This window comes from Pseudarthrobacter sp. NamB4 (assembly GCF_005796185.1).
Lineage (GTDB): Bacteria > Actinomycetota > Actinomycetes > Actinomycetales > Micrococcaceae > Arthrobacter.
In genome coordinates this window covers 39,345-57,974 of record NZ_VAHM01000007.1, presented here as the reverse complement: position 1 = coordinate 57,974, position 18,630 = coordinate 39,345, and the positions used below count along the sequence as shown (strand labels likewise).

The 18,630-nt window shown below is 62.4% G+C and carries 20 protein-coding genes; 11 read left to right on the top strand and 9 right to left on the bottom strand.

The genetic code is table 11. The features are described from left to right. Nucleotides 1-46: 46 nt before the first annotated feature. Nucleotides 47-1,117 (top strand): quinone-dependent dihydroorotate dehydrogenase, encoded by a 1,071-nt coding sequence (locus FDW81_RS08500; RefSeq protein WP_138133758.1) that lies wholly within the window; start codon nt 47-49, stop codon nt 1,115-1,117. Nucleotides 1,118-1,233: 116 nt separating this feature from the next. On the opposite strand, the gene FDW81_RS08495 is transcribed toward FDW81_RS08500, so the two are convergent. Further along, complete coding sequence (locus FDW81_RS08495; protein WP_138133757.1) at nt 1,234-1,836, bottom strand: DUF3043 domain-containing protein; 603 nt, start codon at nt 1,834-1,836, stop codon at nt 1,234-1,236. Between the two features lie 89 nt (nt 1,837-1,925). Between FDW81_RS08495 and FDW81_RS08490 the strand changes: the two genes are divergently transcribed. The 5 genes from FDW81_RS08490 to FDW81_RS08470 all read left to right on the top strand — a co-directional run bounded on the left by FDW81_RS08490 (nt 1,926) and on the right by FDW81_RS08470 (nt 7,117). Then, a complete protein-coding gene (locus FDW81_RS08490; RefSeq protein WP_138133756.1) occupies nt 1,926-3,368 on the top strand; it encodes a dipeptidase in 1,443 nt (480 codons plus the stop codon). Nucleotides 3,369-3,532: 164 nt separating this feature from the next. Then, nucleotides 3,533-3,922 carry an iron-sulfur cluster assembly accessory protein gene (locus tag FDW81_RS08485; protein WP_138133755.1) on the top strand — a complete coding sequence of 130 codons (390 nt, stop codon included), beginning with the start codon at nt 3,533-3,535 and terminating at the stop codon, nt 3,920-3,922. Between the two features lie 186 nt (nt 3,923-4,108). Beyond that, a complete protein-coding gene (gene coxB, locus FDW81_RS08480) occupies nt 4,109-4,981 on the top strand; it encodes a cytochrome c oxidase subunit II (RefSeq protein WP_138133754.1) in 873 nt (290 codons plus the stop codon). A 10-nt stretch (nt 4,982-4,991) separates the two neighbouring features. Next, entirely contained in the window at nt 4,992-6,713 is a 1,722-nt protein-coding gene (gene ctaD / locus FDW81_RS08475) for a cytochrome c oxidase subunit I (RefSeq protein WP_138133753.1), read from the top strand. Between the two features lie 2 nt (nt 6,714-6,715). Beyond that, nucleotides 6,716-7,117 (top strand): cytochrome c oxidase subunit 4, encoded by a 402-nt coding sequence (locus FDW81_RS08470; RefSeq protein WP_138133752.1) that lies wholly within the window; start codon nt 6,716-6,718, stop codon nt 7,115-7,117. Nucleotides 7,118-7,201: 84 nt separating this feature from the next. Here FDW81_RS08470 and FDW81_RS08465 read toward each other — a convergent pair whose 3' ends face one another. Continuing rightward, nucleotides 7,202-7,495: an HPr family phosphocarrier protein gene (locus FDW81_RS08465; protein ID WP_138133751.1), complete on the bottom strand. Its 294-nt coding sequence runs from the start codon at nt 7,493-7,495 to the stop codon at nt 7,202-7,204. A 162-nt stretch (nt 7,496-7,657) separates the two neighbouring features. On the opposite strand from FDW81_RS08465, the gene FDW81_RS08460 reads away from it, so the two are divergent. Beyond that, entirely contained in the window at nt 7,658-8,428 is a 771-nt protein-coding gene (locus tag FDW81_RS08460; RefSeq protein ID WP_138133750.1) for a GntR family transcriptional regulator, read from the top strand. Nucleotides 8,429-8,542: 114 nt separating this feature from the next. Here FDW81_RS08460 and FDW81_RS08455 read toward each other — a convergent pair whose 3' ends face one another. From FDW81_RS08455 to FDW81_RS08440, 4 genes are all read right to left on the bottom strand, one after another. After that, the gene (locus FDW81_RS08455) at nt 8,543-10,213 is read right to left on the bottom strand and encodes a ubiquinol-cytochrome c reductase cytochrome b subunit (RefSeq protein WP_138133749.1); all 1,671 of its coding nucleotides are present in this window, start codon (nt 10,211-10,213) and stop codon (nt 8,543-8,545) included. After that, nucleotides 10,191-11,264 carry a ubiquinol-cytochrome c reductase iron-sulfur subunit gene (locus tag FDW81_RS08450; RefSeq protein WP_138133748.1) on the bottom strand — a complete coding sequence of 358 codons (1,074 nt, stop codon included), beginning with the start codon at nt 11,262-11,264 and terminating at the stop codon, nt 10,191-10,193. The genes FDW81_RS08455 and FDW81_RS08450 overlap by 23 nt, the downstream gene beginning before the upstream one ends. A 97-nt stretch (nt 11,265-11,361) precedes the next feature. Continuing rightward, entirely contained in the window at nt 11,362-12,150 is a 789-nt protein-coding gene (locus FDW81_RS08445; RefSeq protein ID WP_138133747.1) for a c-type cytochrome, read from the bottom strand. Nucleotides 12,151-12,236: 86 nt separating this feature from the next. After that, nucleotides 12,237-12,911: a heme-copper oxidase subunit III gene (locus FDW81_RS08440; protein ID WP_240720081.1), complete on the bottom strand. Its 675-nt coding sequence runs from the start codon at nt 12,909-12,911 to the stop codon at nt 12,237-12,239. Nucleotides 12,912-13,023: 112 nt separating this feature from the next. On the opposite strand from FDW81_RS08440, the gene trpD reads away from it, so the two are divergent. Further along, nucleotides 13,024-14,082: an anthranilate phosphoribosyltransferase gene (gene trpD, locus FDW81_RS08435; RefSeq protein WP_138133746.1), complete on the top strand. Its 1,059-nt coding sequence runs from the start codon at nt 13,024-13,026 to the stop codon at nt 14,080-14,082. A 20-nt stretch (nt 14,083-14,102) separates the two neighbouring features. Here trpD and FDW81_RS08430 read toward each other — a convergent pair whose 3' ends face one another. Both FDW81_RS08430 and FDW81_RS08425 read right to left on the bottom strand, forming a co-directional pair. Next, a complete protein-coding gene (locus FDW81_RS08430) occupies nt 14,103-14,384 on the bottom strand; it encodes an Lrp/AsnC family transcriptional regulator (protein ID WP_138133876.1) in 282 nt (93 codons plus the stop codon). A 101-nt stretch (nt 14,385-14,485) separates the two neighbouring features. Beyond that, a complete protein-coding gene (locus tag FDW81_RS08425) occupies nt 14,486-14,890 on the bottom strand; it encodes a DUF3054 domain-containing protein (protein WP_138133745.1) in 405 nt (134 codons plus the stop codon). Nucleotides 14,891-15,029: 139 nt separating this feature from the next. Between FDW81_RS08425 and FDW81_RS08420 the strand changes: the two genes are divergently transcribed. The 3 genes from FDW81_RS08420 to FDW81_RS08415 all read left to right on the top strand — a co-directional run bounded on the left by FDW81_RS08420 (nt 15,030) and on the right by FDW81_RS08415 (nt 17,142). Beyond that, complete coding sequence (locus FDW81_RS08420; protein WP_138133744.1) at nt 15,030-15,503, top strand: VOC family protein; 474 nt, start codon at nt 15,030-15,032, stop codon at nt 15,501-15,503. A 550-nt stretch (nt 15,504-16,053) separates the two neighbouring features. Continuing rightward, nucleotides 16,054-16,203 (top strand): hypothetical protein, encoded by a 150-nt coding sequence (locus FDW81_RS18090; RefSeq protein ID WP_171027141.1) that lies wholly within the window; start codon nt 16,054-16,056, stop codon nt 16,201-16,203. A gap of 147 nt (nt 16,204-16,350) precedes the next feature. Then, nucleotides 16,351-17,142, top strand: coding sequence for a BTAD domain-containing putative transcriptional regulator (locus tag FDW81_RS08415; protein WP_138133743.1), 792 nt, complete (start codon nt 16,351-16,353; stop codon nt 17,140-17,142). 347 nt (nt 17,143-17,489) lie between these two features. Here FDW81_RS08415 and FDW81_RS08410 read toward each other — a convergent pair whose 3' ends face one another. Next, nucleotides 17,490-18,479: a M12 family metallopeptidase gene (locus tag FDW81_RS08410; RefSeq protein WP_240720079.1), complete on the bottom strand. Its 990-nt coding sequence runs from the start codon at nt 18,477-18,479 to the stop codon at nt 17,490-17,492. Nucleotides 18,480-18,630: the final 151 nt, after the last annotated feature.

The following is an 18,630-nucleotide window of genomic DNA, read 5'->3' as shown; positions in this document are numbered from 1 at the left end:
TCGGGCGCGTTTTGGCCTGCGGGCCCCAAGACGGAAAACTAGAGGCATGCGCGTTTACCCCACTTTTTTCAGGCTGGCCTTTTCATGGATGGACGCCGAGCGCGCCCACAAAATCGGGTTCACGGGTATCAGGCTTGCGCATCGCTCGGGCGCGGGGAAGGTCCTCGAGAAGCTGACGGCACCCGACCCGTCACTGCAGACGACGGCTTTCGGCGTCACCTTTCCGTCGCCGTTCGGGCTTGCTGCCGGCTTTGACAAGGAAGGGCACGGTATCGAGGCCCTGACGGAACTCGGGTTTGGGCATGTGGAAGTGGGCACCATCACTGGACAGGCCCAGCCGGGCAACGAAAAGCCGCGATTATTCCGCCTGGTCCAGGACCGCGCCGTCATCAATCGGATGGGCTTCAACAACGACGGCGCCGCCGCCGTCGCCCCCCGGCTCAGGTCCGCCCGTGCTGCGCTCCAGCGACGGCACCCCGGCGTCCGCCCCATCATTGGCGTCAATATCGGAAAGACCAAGGCAGTGGAACTGGCAGACGCTGTTGAGGACTACCTCGTCAGCGCCCGCAGCCTTGCGCCCGCTGCTGACTACCTGGTGGTCAATGTAAGCTCGCCCAATACCCCCGGGCTTCGGCTGCTGCAGGATGTGGAGTCACTCCGCCCCCTGCTCAGCGCCGTCGGCGGGGAAGCCGACAGGGCAGCTGGACGGCACGTCCCCCTGCTCGTCAAGATCGCGCCCGATCTCGCCGACGAGGATATCGACGACGTCGCGCGCCTCGCGCTGGACCTCAAGCTGGACGGCATCATTGCCACGAACACCACCATCTCCCGTACGGGGCTGACGTCGTCTATGGAGCAGGTGGAGAATTGCGGTGCGGGCGGGCTTTCCGGTGCTCCACTGAAGAAGCGGTCGCTGGAGGTACTGCGCCGGCTCAAGAAGACCACGGGAGACGCGCTTACCCTGGTTGCCGTCGGCGGTGTCGAAACAGCGCAGGACGTGCAGGACAGGCTGGACGCCGGCGCAACCCTGGTCCAGGGCTACACGGCTTTCCTGTACGAGGGGCCCTTCTGGGCAGCCCGCATCAACCGGGAGCTGGCGAAAAACCGACGGTCCTGAACTCTTTGGGGCGGTCCTGGAACCGTTGAAAGTGAAAACCCCGGCGGGTCGCCCGCCGGGGTTTTGCTGATTCTTATGGTGCCTCCGGGCTTCTTCCTGAGCCGGACGTGGTCGGTTCAGGAAGGGTACTGCCCGCGTTTGACCTGGGGCTTGGGCAGCCGGAGCTTACGGAACTGCAGGGAACGCATTGAGCCGTACCAGACGGTCCCGCGTTCAACCTCGCCGAATTTCGCGGTCAACCGTTTGCGGAGCTGGCGGGACAGGACGAACACGTCCACAAAGACGGCAAGGAACATCACCCAGAAACCGCCCAGCACGTAGATCATCAGGTCACTGGACGCCGGCACCACCAGTGACACGAGGACGAAGACCAGTGCACCGAACATCAGGTACTCGCCAAGGCTGAACCGCGCATCCACGAAATCGCGGGCAAAGCGTTTCTGCGGGCCCTTGTCACGCAGCGGCAGGAATCTTTCGTCCCCGGTATCCAGGGCCTGGCGCATCTTCAGCCGCTGGTCCTGAATTGCCTGGCGCTCGGCGGCCTTGGATGCTTTGCGGTCCTCCGGGACCAGCGGGCGCCTGCGGGCTGCCTCCTGTGCCTTCCGGGTAGGCGTGGGAGCACCCTTGCCGCTCACGCGGGCTGCCTCCGCCGCGGCTTCTGCAGCCTCTTGGTCTACTGTTTGCTGCGCCGAGGGCGCTTCCTTCTTACGTCCGAACACCTGACCAGAATACCTTGCGGAGGCTGACGGAATTCATCCCGCACCGGCCCTCCGGCGCAGCTGGATGTGACGCGGGTAATGTTTCGGCCATGACTTCATCGCCAACTGCCATGCCGCAGAACCCCAAAGGCACCGCATCCCCGGGCCTGGCCGAAAACAGCTGGACGGAAGAACTCCGCAGCTCGATTGACCAGGACTTCGGGCGCATGCTGGAACGCCTGAAGAACCTCGTTGCCATTCCTGGCATAGCCTGGCCCAGCTTCGAACGCGCACCCTTGGAACGCAGTGCTGAAGCAGTTGCGGACCTGCTCCGCGACGCTGGCGTTGGCAACGTGCAGATCCTTGCATGCGACAAGCCGGACGGCACTCCGGGAGGTCCCGCCGTCGTCGCTTCCCGGGCTGCCGCGGAGGGTAAACCGACCATCCTCCTGTACGCCCACCACGACGTCCAGCCCACAGGCGACCGGAGCCTGTGGGAAACAGAGCCGTTTCTGGCCGTTGAGAAGGATGGGAGGCTGTACGGCCGGGGCGCCGCCGACGACAAAGCCGGCATCATGGCCCACATAGCGGCGTACGCCGCAGTTTCGGAAGTTTTGGGCAGCACACTTGGCCTGGGCGTGACGTTCTTTTTTGAAGGCGAAGAGGAAGCCGGCTCGCCGACGTTCCGATCCTTCCTGGAAGCCAACCAGGAGCTGCTCCGGGCTGACGTCATCGTCGTGGCCGACTCGAGCAACTGGAAGGTGGGTACCCCCGCCCTCACCACCAGCCTGAGGGGCCTCGTGGACGGCACGATTGGGGTCCAGGTCCTTGAGCACGCTGTTCATTCGGGCATGTACGGCGGGCCCGTACTGGATGCGCCCACGCTGCTGTCCAGGCTCATTGCCACCCTGCACGATGACGAGGGGAATGTTGCCATCGAGGGACTGGTGGCAAAGGATACGGCCGCGGTGGAACTTCCCGAAGCGGACTACCGGGCTGATGCATCAGTGCTCGACGGCGTCCGGCTGGCGGGGTCGGGCAGCATCGCCTCGCGGCTCTGGACCAAGCCCGCCCTGTCCATCATCGGGTTCGATGCTCCCTCCGTGGAGTCGGCCTCGAATACCCTGTTGCCCACCGCACGCGCGAAGTTCAGCCTGCGCCTGGCGCCGGGGCAGGATCCCGGCGAGGCAATGGACGCGGTGCGCCGGCACGTGGAGGTGAATGCTCCGTTCGGAGCGAAGGTTACGTTCACCCCGGGGGAGAGCGGCAACCCGTTCCAGACTGATACTTCTTCCCCCGCGGCCTCAGCGGCCATGTGGGCCCTGGGAGAGGCATGGGGGGTGCCGGCGGTGGAAACAGGAATTGGCGGTTCCATCCCCTTCATTGCCGACCTCACCGAGATGTATCCGGACGTACAGATCCTGGTGACCGGGGTGGAGGATCCCGACTCACGCGCCCACAGCGCCAACGAGTCCCTGCACCTTGGTGATTTCCGCAAGGCCATCCTCGCCGAAGCGCTGCTTCTGGCACGGATCAACGCCGAGGGCCTGTAGGGGAAAGGGAGTCCGGAGGGAACAACCGGGATGCGTACATGGTTACGTCTGGAGTTAGAGCTACAGGTGCGCCCCGCGTAGCATGTAGCTATAGCCCATACCGTATCCGTAGGGGCAGGCACCGCCAGCGCGGAGCCGCCAGACCGTCCTAAGAAGGTAGGCCAATGAGCACCGCTACCAATGAGAACAGCACCGGTACCACCAGTACGGCCAGTGATGAACTGCCCGTCCACGAGGTCAATCTGACCGACGTCGCAGCAGGCAAGGTACGCAGTCTTCTCGAACAGGAAGGCCGTACCGATCTGCGCCTCAGGGTTGCCGTGCAGCCCGGCGGCTGCTCGGGGCTGATCTACCAGCTTTACTTCGATGAGCGGCTCCTGGACGGAGACGCAGTCCGTGACTTCGACGGCGTTGAAGTTGTGGTGGACAAGATGAGTGTGCCGTACCTCAGCGGCGCCAGCATCGATTTCGAAGACACCATCGCCAAGCAGGGCTTCACCATTGACAACCCGAACGCCGGGGGCTCCTGCGCGTGCGGGGACTCGTTCCACTAACCCGGTTATTTCGCCCGGTGCCGGCGCCGTGCCACCTGCCGAAAACAACGGCAAGGGGGCACGGCGCCGACATGTGGGCGAAACGCCCGGCGGAGCGGTAAGCTCTACACCGAGTAGTAAAACTTTTCGTGTGCCCGGGGCGGCCAAGTCTGCCCGGACAACAGCAACAAGTAGGAAGGGCCGTCTGTGAGTTCGCAGAACCGAACCGGCAGCCGACGCAAAACGATCACCACGATCTCAAGCTTGGCAATCGCCGGCGCGTTGGTTTTGACCGGATGTTCGCCAGAGGTAGAGAAGGGGTGGCTGCCCACTGAACGCGGCACCACCAGCAACACCGACCGCATCATGGACCTCTGGGTCAACTCATGGATTGCCGCCCTGGTTGTGGGCATCATTACCTGGGGCCTGATCGTCTGGTGCCTGGTTGCCTACCGTCGCCGCAAGGGCACCGTCGGGTTCCCGCGGCAGACCAGCTTTAACCTCCCGCTGGAAGTCTTCTACCTGACCATCCCGCTGTTCATGGTGTTGGTGTTCTTCTACTTCACCGACCGCGACCAGCAGGCGATCGATGACCGGTCCCAGCCTGCCGACGTCGTTGTGGACGTCCGCGGCAAGCAGTGGGCCTGGGACTTCAACTACAAAGCAGGCGACGTCATCGAAGAGGACGTCCACGAGGCAGGCGTTCAGACCAACCTGACCGGCAACACCATCGACAAGGAACAGATGCCGACGTTGTACCTGCCGGTGAACAGGTCCGTTGACCTCGAGCTCAACGCACGCGACGTCATCCACTCCTTCTGGGTTCCGGCTTTCCTTCAAAAGCGCGACATGATCCCGGGCAAGACCAACTACATCAGGTTCACCCCCACTAAAGAGGGCACCTACGACGGCAAGTGTGCCGAACTCTGCGGCGAGTACCACTCCGAAATGCTGTTCCGCGTCAAGGTGGTGTCGGAAGATGAATTCCAGGCACACATGGACGATCTGCGCGAAGCAGGCAACACGGGTCTGCTCGGCGTGGAGTACGACCGCAACCCGAACGTGAACGACATTAAGTAAGGGGAGCGACGTGGCTACGTACACTCAATCCGCACCCACCGGAGTCCTGGCGGCTCCCGTGGTTCCGAAATCCAAGGGGCGCATCGTCGTCAACTGGATCACCTCCACCGACCACAAGACCATCGGGTACATGTACCTGATCGCGTCCTTCGTGTTCTTCTGCCTGGGCGGCGTCATGGCGCTGCTCATCCGTGCCGAACTCTTTGAGCCCGGCATGCAGATCCTGCAGACCAAGGAGCAGTACAACCAGCTGTTCACCATGCATGGCACCGTGATGCTGCTGATGTTCGCCACCCCGCTGTTTGCCGGCTTCGCGAATGTCATCATGCCTCTGCAGATCGGCGCTCCGGATGTCGCCTTCCCGCGACTGAACGCCCTGGCGTTCTGGTTCTTCCTGTTCGGCTCCACCATCGCCGTATCCGGCTTCATCACCCCGCAGGGTGCTGCATCCTTTGGATGGTTCGCCTACGCGCCGCTGTCCAACACCACCTTCAGCCCCGGCATCGGTGGTGACCTCTGGGTCTTCGGCCTCGCGCTTTCCGGCTTCGGGACCATCCTGGGTGCGGTCAACTTCATCACCACCATCATCTGCATGCGTGCTCCCGGCATGACCATGTGGCGGATGCCGATCTTCACCTGGAACACCCTGGTCACCGCAATCCTGGTGCTCATGGCCTTCCCGCCGCTGGCCGCCGCACTGTTCGCGCTCGGGGCTGACCGCCGCTTCGGTGCGCACATCTTCGACCCGGAGAACGGCGGTGCGGTCCTCTGGCAGCACCTGTTCTGGTTCTTCGGCCACCCCGAGGTGTACATCATCGCCCTGCCGTTCTTCGGCATCGTGTCCGAGATTTTCCCGGTGTTCAGCCGCAAGCCGATCTTCGGCTACAAAGGCCTGGTCTACGCCACCATCGCCATCGCCGCCCTGTCCGTGACGGTGTGGGCGCACCACATGTACGTCACCGGGGCTGTGCTGCTGCCGTTCTTCGCCTTCATGACCATGCTGATCGCAGTGCCCACGGGCGTGAAGTTCTTCAACTGGATCGGCACCATGTGGCGCGGGTCGCTGACCTTTGAAACCCCCATGCTGTGGAGCATCGGCTTCCTGATCACGTTCCTCTTCGGCGGCCTGACCGGCATCATTTTGGCCTCGCCCCCGCTGGACTTCCACGTCTCCGATTCCTACTTCGTGGTGGCACACTTCCACTACGTGGTGTTCGGCACCGTAGTGTTCGCAATGTTCGCCGGGTTCTACTTCTGGTGGCCCAAGTTCACCGGAAAGATGCTGAACGAGCGTCTGGGCAAGATCCACTTCTGGCTGCTCTTCCTGGGCTTTCACGGCACCTTCCTGATCCAGCACTGGCTGGGCGTCGAGGGCATGCCGCGCCGGTACGCGGACTACCTCGTGGAAGATAACTTCACCTGGATGAACCAGTTCTCCACTGTCGCATCGTTCGTCCTGGGCGCTTCGCTGATCCCGTTCTTCTGGAACGTGTACGTCACGTGGCGCAGTGCTGAAAAGGTCCAGGTGGATGACCCGTGGGGCTTCGGAGCTTCCCTGGAGTGGGCTACGTCCTGCCCGCCGCCGCGACACAACTTCACCTCGCTGCCCCGAATCCGTTCGGAGCGTCCCGCGCTGGACCTGCACCACCCTGAACTGCGCCAGGTACACACCGTTGAGTCACCGGCTCCTGCAGCCCAGGTACTCGGAAACGCCGACCAGAAGGACAACTGACGATGAAAATTGAATCTTGGATCTTTGGTGCAGGAGTTTTCTTCTTCGTTCCCGTCTCCCTGATTTACGGGTTCCTCACCAACTGGGGTGAATGGGTAGGCATCCTCGGGATCCTGCTCGTTGGCGGCCTGGCCGGCATGATCGGGGGATACCTCGGCTTCACCGGGAAACGCGTCGGCCTGCGTCCCGAGGACCGCAGCGACGCTGAAATCCACGAGGGCGCCGGTGAGCAGGGACACTTCAGCCCCTGGAGCTGGTGGCCGCTGGTCCTCGGCATCTCCTGCGCCACAGGCTTCCTGGGCCTCGCCGTAGGGTTCTGGATCGTGTACATCGCTGCCGGCCTGGCAGTCGTTGCCCTTGTGGGCTGGGTGTACGAATACAGCCGCGGAGACCACGCGCACTAGAAGAGCAACACATATCTATATAAACGACGTCGGGCCCCACCAGATTTGGTGGGGCCCGACGTCGTTATGTCCGCAGGGCAGCGGCTAGACCGTGCCTTGTGACTCCAAAAGGTCGCCAAGCGACCGGAGGGCTTCTTCGGCTTTCTCGCGGCTTAGGTGGCCGTTCAGGGCCGCTTCGCTGATTCCCAGTTCCACTTCGCAGCCCTGGGGGAAATCAGCCGTCATCACCTGCAGCAGGGACCCGGCGTCGACACCCCCGCTGCCTTCCTTGGTAATGGTGACCGGCAGTCCGGTCTCGTTGACAGCCCGTACGAAGACGGCGGCAGGTCGTGCGTGCAGCCCGATGGCTGCTGTGACCACGGCCTTGTGTGTTGGCAAAGCGACTCCTTCATGGCGACGGCCCCCAACCGCCGGTTCAAATTTTCCTGACAAATATAGCCGCCCGGCCTACTGCCCCGCCAAACGGGCTGTGGGGGAGAGAACGTGGTCTAGACCTGCACTAAAATTTAGGTGTGGACTTGGAAGCAGGAGAGATGACCCATGGCTGCTAGTGCCGCAGCCATTACTGGCGATATCGACCGCGCAAGCGGCGTAGCCATCTATATCCAGCTGCGCGAGCTACTACGTTCCTACATCGCAGAGTCGTGCCCGCCGGGGTCGGCTCTGCCTTCGGAACGTGATCTCGCCGAACGTTTCGGCCTTGCCCGGATGACAGTGCGTCAGGCGATTGATGCCCTGGTCGGTGAAGAGGTAATTGAGCGGGTCGTAGGCCTCGGCACCTTCGTCCGCCGGCCAAAGCTGGATCTGCAGGTAAAGCTCACTTCCTACAGTGAGGAAATGCAGCGCCGCGGGATGGTCCCAGCCGCGAAGGTCCTTAGCTTTGAGCAGATTGGCGCCAGTGCCTTTTTGGCCCGCGAACTGCAGCTGGACGAGGGGACACCCCTGGTGCGTTTCCGGCGCCTGCTGCTGGCCGACGGTGAACCCATGAGCGTTGACGAAAACTTCATTCCCGCCCATCGCGTGCCGGGCCTGCTTGATGGTGAACCCCCAACGTCCCTGTACAACGTTCTCAGCGAGCAGTTCGGGCTGGTGATGGAATGGGGCGAGGACATGATTGAGGCCACTGCAGCGTCCCCGTCCACCGCGCGGCTGCTGAATGTGGAGGTGGGCTCACCGCTGTTGAAGATTCAGCGCCACGCCTTTGTTGCACGGGCGATGGTGGACTATTCCGTGTCGTACTACCGGGCAGACAGATACAAACTGTGGGTGCCGCTGCAGCGGCCGGGGGCACGCAGGGCGCGCAACCACTGAACTTCAGCCGCTGCCTGTTGAGCAGCGATCCGGCTCTAATGCAGTTCAAAAAACGCTACGCACACAGGAAGGCCCGGTCCGATGGACCGGGCCTTCCTGTGTACGCTCTAAAGCCTAGTGGGACAGGCTCTTTGCTTCCTCCGGCGCCTCAACTGCTGCATGGCCGTGGCCGTGGGCAGCTTCCAGCTCAGCGGGGGTGGCGGGGGCAACGCGGTCCTCGAAGAACCACTTGGAAAGGAACGCACGGCGCTTTTCCTTGCGCGTCACCACACCGTGTTCGTTCGGCATGGCGGGGAGAACCTCGGGGGATTCGAAGCCCACCAGCTTGTAACGCTTGTATTCGTCGAGCGGTGCGTGCACCTCGATGAACTCGCCGTGCGGGAGTCGGACAATGCGGCCCGTTTCCCGTCCGTGCAGTGCGATCTCCCGATCCTTGCGCTGAAGGGCCAGTGCCACACGCTTGGTGACGATGAACGCGATGATCGGACCGATGAAGAACAGTGCCCGCAACCAGTAGGTCACGTCGTTCAGGGATACGCTGAAGTGCGTAGCGATGAGGTCGGAGCCTGCAGCTGCCCACATGACGCAGTACCAAACGAAACCGGCCATACCGATGGCGGTACGGGTGGGGGCGTTGCGGGGACGGTCCAGGACGTGGTGCTCGCGGTCGTCCTTCGTGATCCAACGCTCGATCCACGGGTACATGAACATGACCGTGAACAGGATTCCGGCAGGCACAAGCGCCGGCAGCAGGACGTTGAAGCTGAAGACGTAGCCGAACCAGTCCTGCTCTACCTGCCAGTCACCCAAGGTGCCTGGCATCAGGCGCAAGGCGCCGTCAACGAAACCGATGTACCAGTCGGGCTGGGTACCGGCCGAGACGGGGGAGGGGTCGTAGGGACCGTAGTTCCAGATCGGGTTGATGGTGAAGAAGCCTGCCATGAGTGCCAGGACACCGAAGACGATGAAGAAGAATCCACCGGCTTTGGCAGCGTAGACGGGGCCGAGCGGGTAACCCACGACGTTGTTGTCGTTGCGGCCGGGGCCGGGGTACTGGGTGTGCTTGTGGATAACCACCATAAAGAGGTGCAGGACGATCATCAGGAGGATCAACGCCGGCACCAGCAGGATGTGCAGCACGTAGAGGCGGCCGATGATGGCCGTACCCGGGAATTCCCCTCCGAAGAGGAAGAACGAGATGTAGGTGCCGATGACCGGGATGGACTTGATGACGCCGTCGATGATACGCAGGCCGTTGCCGGACAGCAGGTCATCGGGAAGGGAGTAACCGGTGAAGCCGGCAGCCATGGCCAGGATGAGCAGCACGCCGCCCACAACCCAGTTCATTTCACGGGGCCGGCGGAAAGCGCCGGTGAAGAACACGCGCAGCATGTGCACCGCGATGGAAGCCACGAACAGCAAGGCTGCCCAGTGGTGTACCTGCCTCATGAAGAGGCCGCCGCGGACATCGAAGGAGATGTCCAGCGACGAGTTGTAGGCCACCGACATCTCCACGCCCTTGAGGGGAACATACGAGCCGTCGTAGTGGGTTTCCGCCATGGACGGATCGAAGAAGAATGTCAGGAATGTTCCGGACAGCAACAGGATGACGAAGGAGTAGAGGGCTACTTCACCAAACATAAAGGACCAGTGGTCCGGAAAGACCTTGCGGCCGAACTCCCTGAGGATTCCGGAACCGCCAACACGCGAATCGACGAAGTCGGTAAACCGGCCTGCCTTGGTTTTGGCGGCGAAAGCGGGCTCAGCTGTTGACGCTGCGCTCATGCATATCACGCTCCCAGTAACTCGGTCCTACAGGTTCTTTGAAGTCGCTGGTAGCGACGAGGTAGCCCTCGTCATCAACTGCAATGGGCAGCTGGGGGAGGGGCCGGCTGGCGGGGCCGAAGATCACCTTGCACTCTTGAGTGAGGTCGAAGGTGGACTGGTGGCACGGGCACAGCAGGTGGTGCGTCTGCTGCTCGTAAAGAGCAACCGGGCAACCGACGTGGGTGCAGATCTTGGAGTAGGCAACGATGCCGTTGTAGCCCCAGTCCTCGCGGCCCTGGGAGGGGTTCAGCGATTCAGGGTCCAGGCGCATCAGCAGGACAACAGCTTTTGCCTTCTCGTTGAGCTTGCCTTCGTGAAGTTCGTTCAGTCCTTCAGGAATAACGTGGAAGGCTGAGCCGATGGTGACGTCTGCCGCCTTGATGGGCGTACCGTCGGGGTCGCGGGCAAGGCGCTTAAGCTTGCCGTCCTGGGGAGCCCACATCGTGTGGGCAAGCTTCTCGTCGGGGCGCGGCCCGAGGTCGCCGAAGATTGCGACGGCGGGCAGCGGAGCGAGTGCGACCGCACCCAGCAGTGTGTTACGGATCAGGGGACGGCGCTTGATGCCCGTCTCCTCAACAATGTCGTCGACGATGCGGACAGCTGCCTGCCGGTCCTCCTCGTAGCGGATTGCGTGCCGCTCTTCGGAGACTTCGTGGTCCGGCATCAGGGCCTTGGCCCAGTGCACGATTCCTGTGCCGATGCCGAGCATCGCAAACGCAGTCCCAAGGCCCAGGAGCATGTTCTGCAACCTGATGGTGCCGATGGTGGACTCTCCGCTTCCAAGATCGATGGCGAAGTACGCCACCAGGAAGATCAGGGTTCCAACAACAGAAATGCCAAACAGTAAGGCGACCTGCCGTTCTGCCCGCTTTGCGGCCTTCGGGTCCGTGTCAGCCAGGCGCAAACGGTGCGGAGGAATTCCAGGATCCTGAAATTTCTCCACCTCATTCTGACCAGCCGTAGCTACGGTGCCCGAGTGGTTCGGACTGCCGTCACTATGGTTGCCCATAATTCGCCTCATCCTTCTCTCGTCCCGGCTGTTGCCGGGTTAGTTTTCTAATATCCAGCTGCTGACTGATCAGCAGAAGTGCGGTGATTCGCGGAGGTCAGGACGTCCGGGAAGTCAGCCAAATGGTGAAGGCAATGATCACGCCAAGACCGGCAACCCATACGAAGAGGCCTTCTGCAACGGGGCCCAAGGATCCAAGGTCGGCACCGCCGGGCGAGCCGGTGGTTTCGATCTGCTTGAGGAAGGTGATGATGTCGCGCTTGCCTTCAGGGGTGATGTTGGAGTCGCTGAAGACCGGCATGTTCTGCGGCCCGGTCACCATGGCTTCGTAAATGTGCTTGCCGGAGACATCTGCCAAGGCGGGCGCGAACTTGCCGCGCGTCAGGGCGCCGCCTGCTGCTGCTGCGTTGTGGCACATGGCGCAGTTGGTGCGGAAGAGCTCGCCGCCAGCCGCTGCGTCGCCGCCTTCGTCCAGCAGGCTTTCTTCAGGAACTGCCGGGCCTGCGCCCAGCGAAGCCACATACGCTGCCAGCTGGCGGGTCTGCTCGTCGTTGAACTGCACCGGCTTCTCAAGGGCCTGGGGACCGTTCATCTGCATCGGCATACGGCCGGTGCCTACCTGGAAGTCAACAGCGGCTGCGCCGACGCCGACCAGCGACGGACCGGCCCCGCTTCCGCTCGCACCCATGCCGTGGCACGTGGCGCAGTTGGCGGCGAACAGCTTGCCGCCTTCTTCGACGTCGTCGGCGCTGTAGGAAGTGGTGGAAGCCTTGGCCTCGTTGACGGTGGTAGCCGCGGCGTAGAGCCCACCCGTGATGAGGAGCCCCATCAGGAGCAGCGCTATTGCTGCAAGTGGGTGACGCCGCTTTTGTGAGAGTGCCTTCACGTGGTGGTTCCTTTAGTCGTTCCTGCGCCGGCTCCGCGAGCCGCTACCTGAAATTCTGCCTCTTGTAGAAAAAGAATCAAAGCTGGCTACTTGAGTACGTAGATGACCAGGAAGAGGCCGATCCACACGACGTCCACGAAGTGCCAGTAGTAAGAGGTGACAATCGCGGAAGTGGCTTCAAAATGCCCGAACTTTTTGGCGGCGAAGGCGCGTCCCATGATGAGGAGGAACGCGATGAGCCCGCCGATGACGTGGAGGCCGTGGAAGCCGGTGGTCATGTAGAAAGCGGAGCCGTAGGCATTGGAGTTGAGCGATACGTGCTCGGAAACCAGCATTGCGTATTCTGTTGCCTGGCCGGCAACGAAGAACGCACCCATGAGGAACGTCAGGGTGAACCATTCGTTCATTCCCCAGCGGGCAAACTGGAACACCCCGCCGGTCCGGCGCGGCTGGAGCCGTTCAGCCGCGAAGACGCCCATCTGGCAAGTGAAGGAACTGGCCACGAGGACGATCGTGTTGGCGAGCGCAAAGGGGAAGTTGAGCTTTGCTGTCTCGTCCGCCCACATCTGTGCACTCGTCGAGCGCAGCGTGAAGTACATGGCGAAGAGACCGGCGAAGAACATCAACTCGCTGGACAGCCAGACAACGGTTCCAACGGAAACCATGTTGGGGCGGTTCAGCGTGGGGTGCGCCGGGGTACTGGGGGCATGGGTCGCAGATGTCACATAGACATTATGTCTGTAAAAGTCCGTGCTGCCCAACGCAAACCGCCTTTTCGGGGGACTTTTTCTACAAAGACGCGAAATCGCCCCGGAAAGTTCCCGTGGGGGTTCATATTGGTCAGTGTCCTGCAACGATGGATAGCATCAGGAGGTGACTTCACAGGCTTCTGCAGCGTCCGGCAACACTTGGCCCCGCCTGATCTCGGCATTGATCGGCGGCTCGGACCTCACCGCGGACAACACTTCCTGGGCCATGGACACCATCATGTCCGGTGAGGCTACGCCGGCCCAGATCGCCGGCTTCCTTGTGGCGCTCAGCGCAAAGGGTGAAACAGTGGAGGAGCTTTCCGGCCTGGTGGATGCGATGCTTGCGCACGCCAAGCCGATTTCCATTTCCGGTGAGAAGCTGGACATCGTGGGAACCGGCGGCGACCAACTGAATACCGTGAACATCTCCACCATGGCGGCTCTTGTTGCTGCCGGCGCCGGCGCCAGGGTGGTCAAGCACGGCAACCGGGCTGCGTCGTCGTCGTCCGGTTCCGCTGACGTGCTGGAAGCGCTGGGGGTCCGGCTGGACCTGACCATCGAGGAGGTGGCCCGCAACGCGGAGGAAGCGGGCATCACCTTCTGCTTCGCACAGGTTTTCCACCCGTCGTTCCGCCACACCGCCGTTCCCCGCCGCGAACTGGCTGTTCCCACGGCCTTCAACTTCCTGGGCCCGCTCACCAACCCGGCCAAGGTACAGGCCTCGGCAGTCGGCGTCGCAAATGCGCGGATGGCTCCGCTGGTTGCCGGCGTGCTGGCCCAGCGGGGGAGCAGGGGACTGGTTTTCCGCGGCAATGACGGCCTCGACGAACTGACCACCACCGGGCCCTCCACGGTATGGGAAATCCGGGGCGGCCGGGTGGCAGAGATGACTTTCTCCCCGCAGGACCTTGGCATCGGTCTGGCCACGGTGGAGCAGCTTCGTGGTGGCGACGCCACTGTGAATGCCGCTGTTGTCCGCGATGTCCTCGCAGGCAAAGAAGGCCCAGCCCGGGACGCCGTCCTGGTCAATGCAGCGGCCGGGCTGGTGGCCTTTGACACCTCGGCCGAGGGGCCCTTCCTGGAACGGATGCAGAACGCTTTCGCCCGTGCTGCCGAATCTGTTGATTCCGGAGCCGCCGCAGCCGTCCTCGAAAAGTGGGTTTCGCTGACCGCCGCTCGATGACAGCGGCCGCGCCACCCTGCCTACTGTTCGAAGCCCAGCGAAAACGCCGCATCCAGGTCATGCTGGGAGTACGCGCGGAAAGCGATGTGCGTGGTGGTGTGGACCACGGCAGGTACTTTGGAGAGCCGGTCCGCGATAACGTCTGCCAGGTCCTCGTGCCGGTGGACGCGGGCAACGGCAATAAGGTCCCATTCCCCGGTCACCGAGTACACCTCGCTGATTCCTTCGAGGGCGGAAATTTCCTCAGCAGTCTCGGGAATGCGGGCAGCGTCGGTCTTGATCAAAACGAATGCGGTGATCACGTTGAACCCTTCCGGATCTGTTGCGCCGAAGCAGTGGCCCGGCAAGCTTTTCACTGCTGTCAGCCTATTACACCAGCTACTTGCTGGGCGGCGGCGCCTGTTCAGGCGCGGCGCCGCCGGCTCAGGAACGCAAGCACAAGACGGTAGCCGAGCAGCAGGACTCCCAGGCTAAGCAAGGCCACAATGACGAACGGGAGCACTACCGTCTGCCCGGTCAGGGACCGGAGCGTCATGCCTCCAGCCACGCTGCCGAGCAATACTGCCAGCCCGGCCCGGCGTACCGAGAGCGGGTCACGCCACGCCCTGGCCGCCGTCCAGCCTATTGCTGCTCCGGCAAGGAAAGGCCAGGCGGTCAGCAGCACGCCGGTCACGACATCACCCCGCTGGTGGGCATCACGTCCGATGCCGGCAAACACCAGGATCAGGACGACGTCGGCCGCCGCCACGGCCGCAACCCGCAAGCGCCGGGTTGGCGGTTTTGCTGACTGCACATCGCGGAAACTCATGCCTCCGAGCTTAATGCCCACGGGCGTGCCGGCCTTACCCACCGTCGGACCTGGGCATCACGCAGGGAATCCTGTCCCATCTGGAACCGTTGTGCGCCCTGAAGCCCGGCACTAGGCTCAACCCGGAAGGGAGCAATCTATGCCACGCAAAATCGGGACCTGCCTCTGGTTCGACCACCAGGCGGAAGAAGCTGCCCAGTTCTACACATCGGTCTTCGATGACGCAAAGATCCTGAACATATCGCGGTTCGGCGAGGGCGGCCCTGGCCCGGCCGGCGCGGCGATCGCCGTCGACTTCGAACTGGAGGGGCGCGGCTTTACCGCCCTTAACGGTGCCAGGGGGTCCAGTTTTACGGATGCCGTCTCTTTTGTCGTTGAATGCGAGGACCAGGCGGCCGTGGACAGATACTGGACTGCGCTGACGGACGGCGGCACCGAAAGCCAGTGCGGCTGGCTGAAGGACCGCTTCGGCGTCGCCTGGCAGATCGTCCCGGCAGTCCTGCCGCAGTTGATCGCCGGTCCTGACCCGAACGGCTCGCAGCGTGCCATGGAGGCGATGCTGGGCATGCGGAAGCTGGATATAGCGGAACTGCAGAGGGCGTACGCCGGCTGAACTGGATGTAGTCATCGGTGAAGGTCAGCCGGTAATGCGTGCGACGCCCATTTGTTCTCCAGCCGGGACTCTCGGCAGTTGATGCCGCTTGCACACGCCTGCCAAGGAGCTCAACAAAAGCGGTTGGCGTGTGAGCAGCTGTACGGTCGGCGCACCATTCAACTTGCTACCCATTGAGCTGGTAACCGTCGTTGAAGGTCATAGAGGAGGCCTGGGCGGTGTGCGGGCAGTACCGACTTTGTGAGGACCGGCATAAAGGGGCTGTGGCATAGGACATCCTGTGAGGATCAGGGCCTGGTGCACCAATGCCGTCTGCTTAGCCGGAGGATCGAATCACTATCGATTCGGTCCCCTGAAGCGCAGGCGGTCGCCCGATTTTGGCGGCGGCATGCATCGAGAATGGGAACCAGCGGAACGCTTTGCACCCGTAAAAGGTACTCGACTTCCTGGTTTTCCGGTACCTGCTATCCCGCCCAGAAGCTGGAGTTGAGCAGCATGCAGTACTCTCTGGAGGACCGGACAATTGCTGTCATCTGCCGCTGGAGGACCTGTGAACAAGCCACTCTGGATTTCGTGCCTCCTTGGCGCGGCAGTAGGCATCACCGTCGGCTTGGCGGTGTTCGACACCCCGTTCCTGGGGTTTGCAGTGGGGCTGGGCATCGGCGCTGTGGTGGGCGCCGCAATCGGGCCCAGGCGCTAAGGCTCCGCTGGTTGCGCCCTGGCCCTGCCCTTTTCCGGTAGTGTCCTCTCCGCTTCGAAAAAGGAGGCGCAAGGTCATTGACAGGGCTGTCAGTAATGTGGATGCTCATGACTACCAGCAAAACAGTTTTACCGAAATCAGGCTCCCATGGACGACGGCGGCTATGGAGAACTAAAGCTTGACCTGCTTGGGTCCTGGCGGCTTCGCCGGGACAGTGTTGTCGTTCACGTTGCGGCGCGCCAGCAACGCCTTATCGCGGCGCTGGCACTGAAGGGGCCGAGCCTCAGGAGCTATCTGGTGGGCCTGCTGTGGCCCGAGTATCCCGAACCAAGGGCGCTGGAGAGTTTGCGGGTGAGTGTTCACCTGGTATCGCGCCAGGCGCCCGGCCTGATCCTTAACGCCGGATCTGTCCTGTCTCTAAGCGAGCAGGTGGACATTGACCTGAACCGGGTCCGAGCGCTGATCCGCGCCATGGGCCAGCCATCGCCTGACCATGACGAAGCTTCCGGGCTGGACGGCTTACGCGGTGGGGAACTCCTCCCGGGGTGGTACGACGACTGGGTGATATTCGAACATGCACGGCTTCAGCATGACCGCCTGCGTGCTTTCATGGGTATTGCCGCGCGGTCGCTCGGCAGGGGGGATTTCGGGACTGCAGCGGCAGCCGCTAACGCAGCAGTCGAAGTCGAACCTCTCTATGAGAACGCTGTCAGGCTTCTGGTAACTGCTGAGATGCAGGCAGGTAATCCGGCTGCGGCTCTTCGGGCGTACGAACGGTACCGGGTGCAGCTCGAGGCCGAGCTTGGCCTGACGCCCTCCGAATCTGTCAGGCGCCCCGTCGTCGAGGTCCTTGCCCATCAGCCACCTCTGGGGGAAGTGACCCTAATTCCGGCCATTCACTCCCGGCTGGCCGGCCAGCCAGCGCTTGACCACTCTTAGGACCTCAGCAGGATCGGCCGTAACTATCGTGCTTGGATCGCTGCCTGGAGGTTCCCCGTATGTAATTCTCGCTCGGAAACCCTGAGGGTGGCCCGGCTCATGCCACGCGCGAATAACTATCGTGTCCGAAACCGGCTTCTCCGGGACGGCCCCGGGGTCGCCCGTGGATTCGGACCATTGGTGATCTCTCATCGCGGCCCCCCTTCCCCGTCTGCACTCATCTCCAGGTGAAGCCCCAGGCTTCCGCCCTGCCGCCCCTCCGGACAGCGGGAGGTGCGCCTTCGGACGAACGGCGGGCTCAATCCCTTGGTTGCTCCGATCTTGATGGAGGAAAATCAGGAGTAAGCTCACATTTCCGCAATATTGGCCAAAGATTGGCGTGGTGTTTTGCGTCGTTGAAGGGCTCCGCGTCCCGGACTCGACTGCCGCTGCCCGTTTTCACCAGTACATGAGCGCTGTCTGCCCTGATTCACCTGCCCAGTAGAGACGCACCCGAACAACGTAGCGCCTGCCCTGGAAGAGTTTAACGAGATGCGTGAATTCCGGTCCTCGCCGCTGTCATCATCCCGGCAACAAAAGCGCAGTTCGCCGTCCACCTCCTCAAACAGGACCAACACTGTGTCTGCGGTGCCAAAAGTACCGATTTCAAATTTACGAGAGGCCTGTGGCTCCACTGCAAAGTCTGACTGGCTGCCGGGCGCAAGGGAGAGGGCGGCCGACTGGAAGGGCTGCAGTAACGGAAGCTCCGGTTTCAGGGCAGGGAAGAATTTCCTGACCCATTCCTTGTCTGCGGCTGACAGTCCGCCGGGAGGATTGAGCCCGGCCTGGAACCGGGCGGGTTCTTTGATCAGTCCGGCGGGGAACCAATACTCCATGACTGAGTCCGGGTCCCAAGAAGTTCCTTCGACTTCACTGGCATCAATCTTCCTCAGTACGTTGTGGAGGGTCTGTTCAGGCGGCCAGTGATTGGGTGCGCCACCGAAGTATTCGTAGACCTTCGGCTCATCCCACACGATTCCGGAGAAGGGGTTCTGGTGTTCGTGAGGCAGGCCCAGGGTGTGGCCGACCTCGTGCGGTGCCGTTGTGCGGCCGTAGTCGTCAGAGAGATCCCAGCCAAAATTCATGGTCGGCTCGTTGGCGCTGATGCCGAGCACGTCCCGCCCGACGTAGGACCAGGAGCCGTCGGACTGGTCGAAGGCGATGCGCACCTCTGCTTCGCTTCGATCTGCGACTTCCGTGAACTCCAGCCCGATGCCCAGGTCTTTCCATTCCTTGAAGGCTTTGCGCACTGCTTCCTGCTGTGGGGCAGGAGCCTCAAGGAACCAGTAGTGGAGCACTGTGCCGTTAACCCATTTGAGCCGCAAGAGCCGTATGAGGCGCTAGCTGCGGGAGACAAATCGGGGCGGGGGACCGGACGGGTCTGCGGCTTGACGTCGCAATGCTGCCTGGTTTCCTGGTCATTCATGACTGGCTCCTCAGGGATTTTGT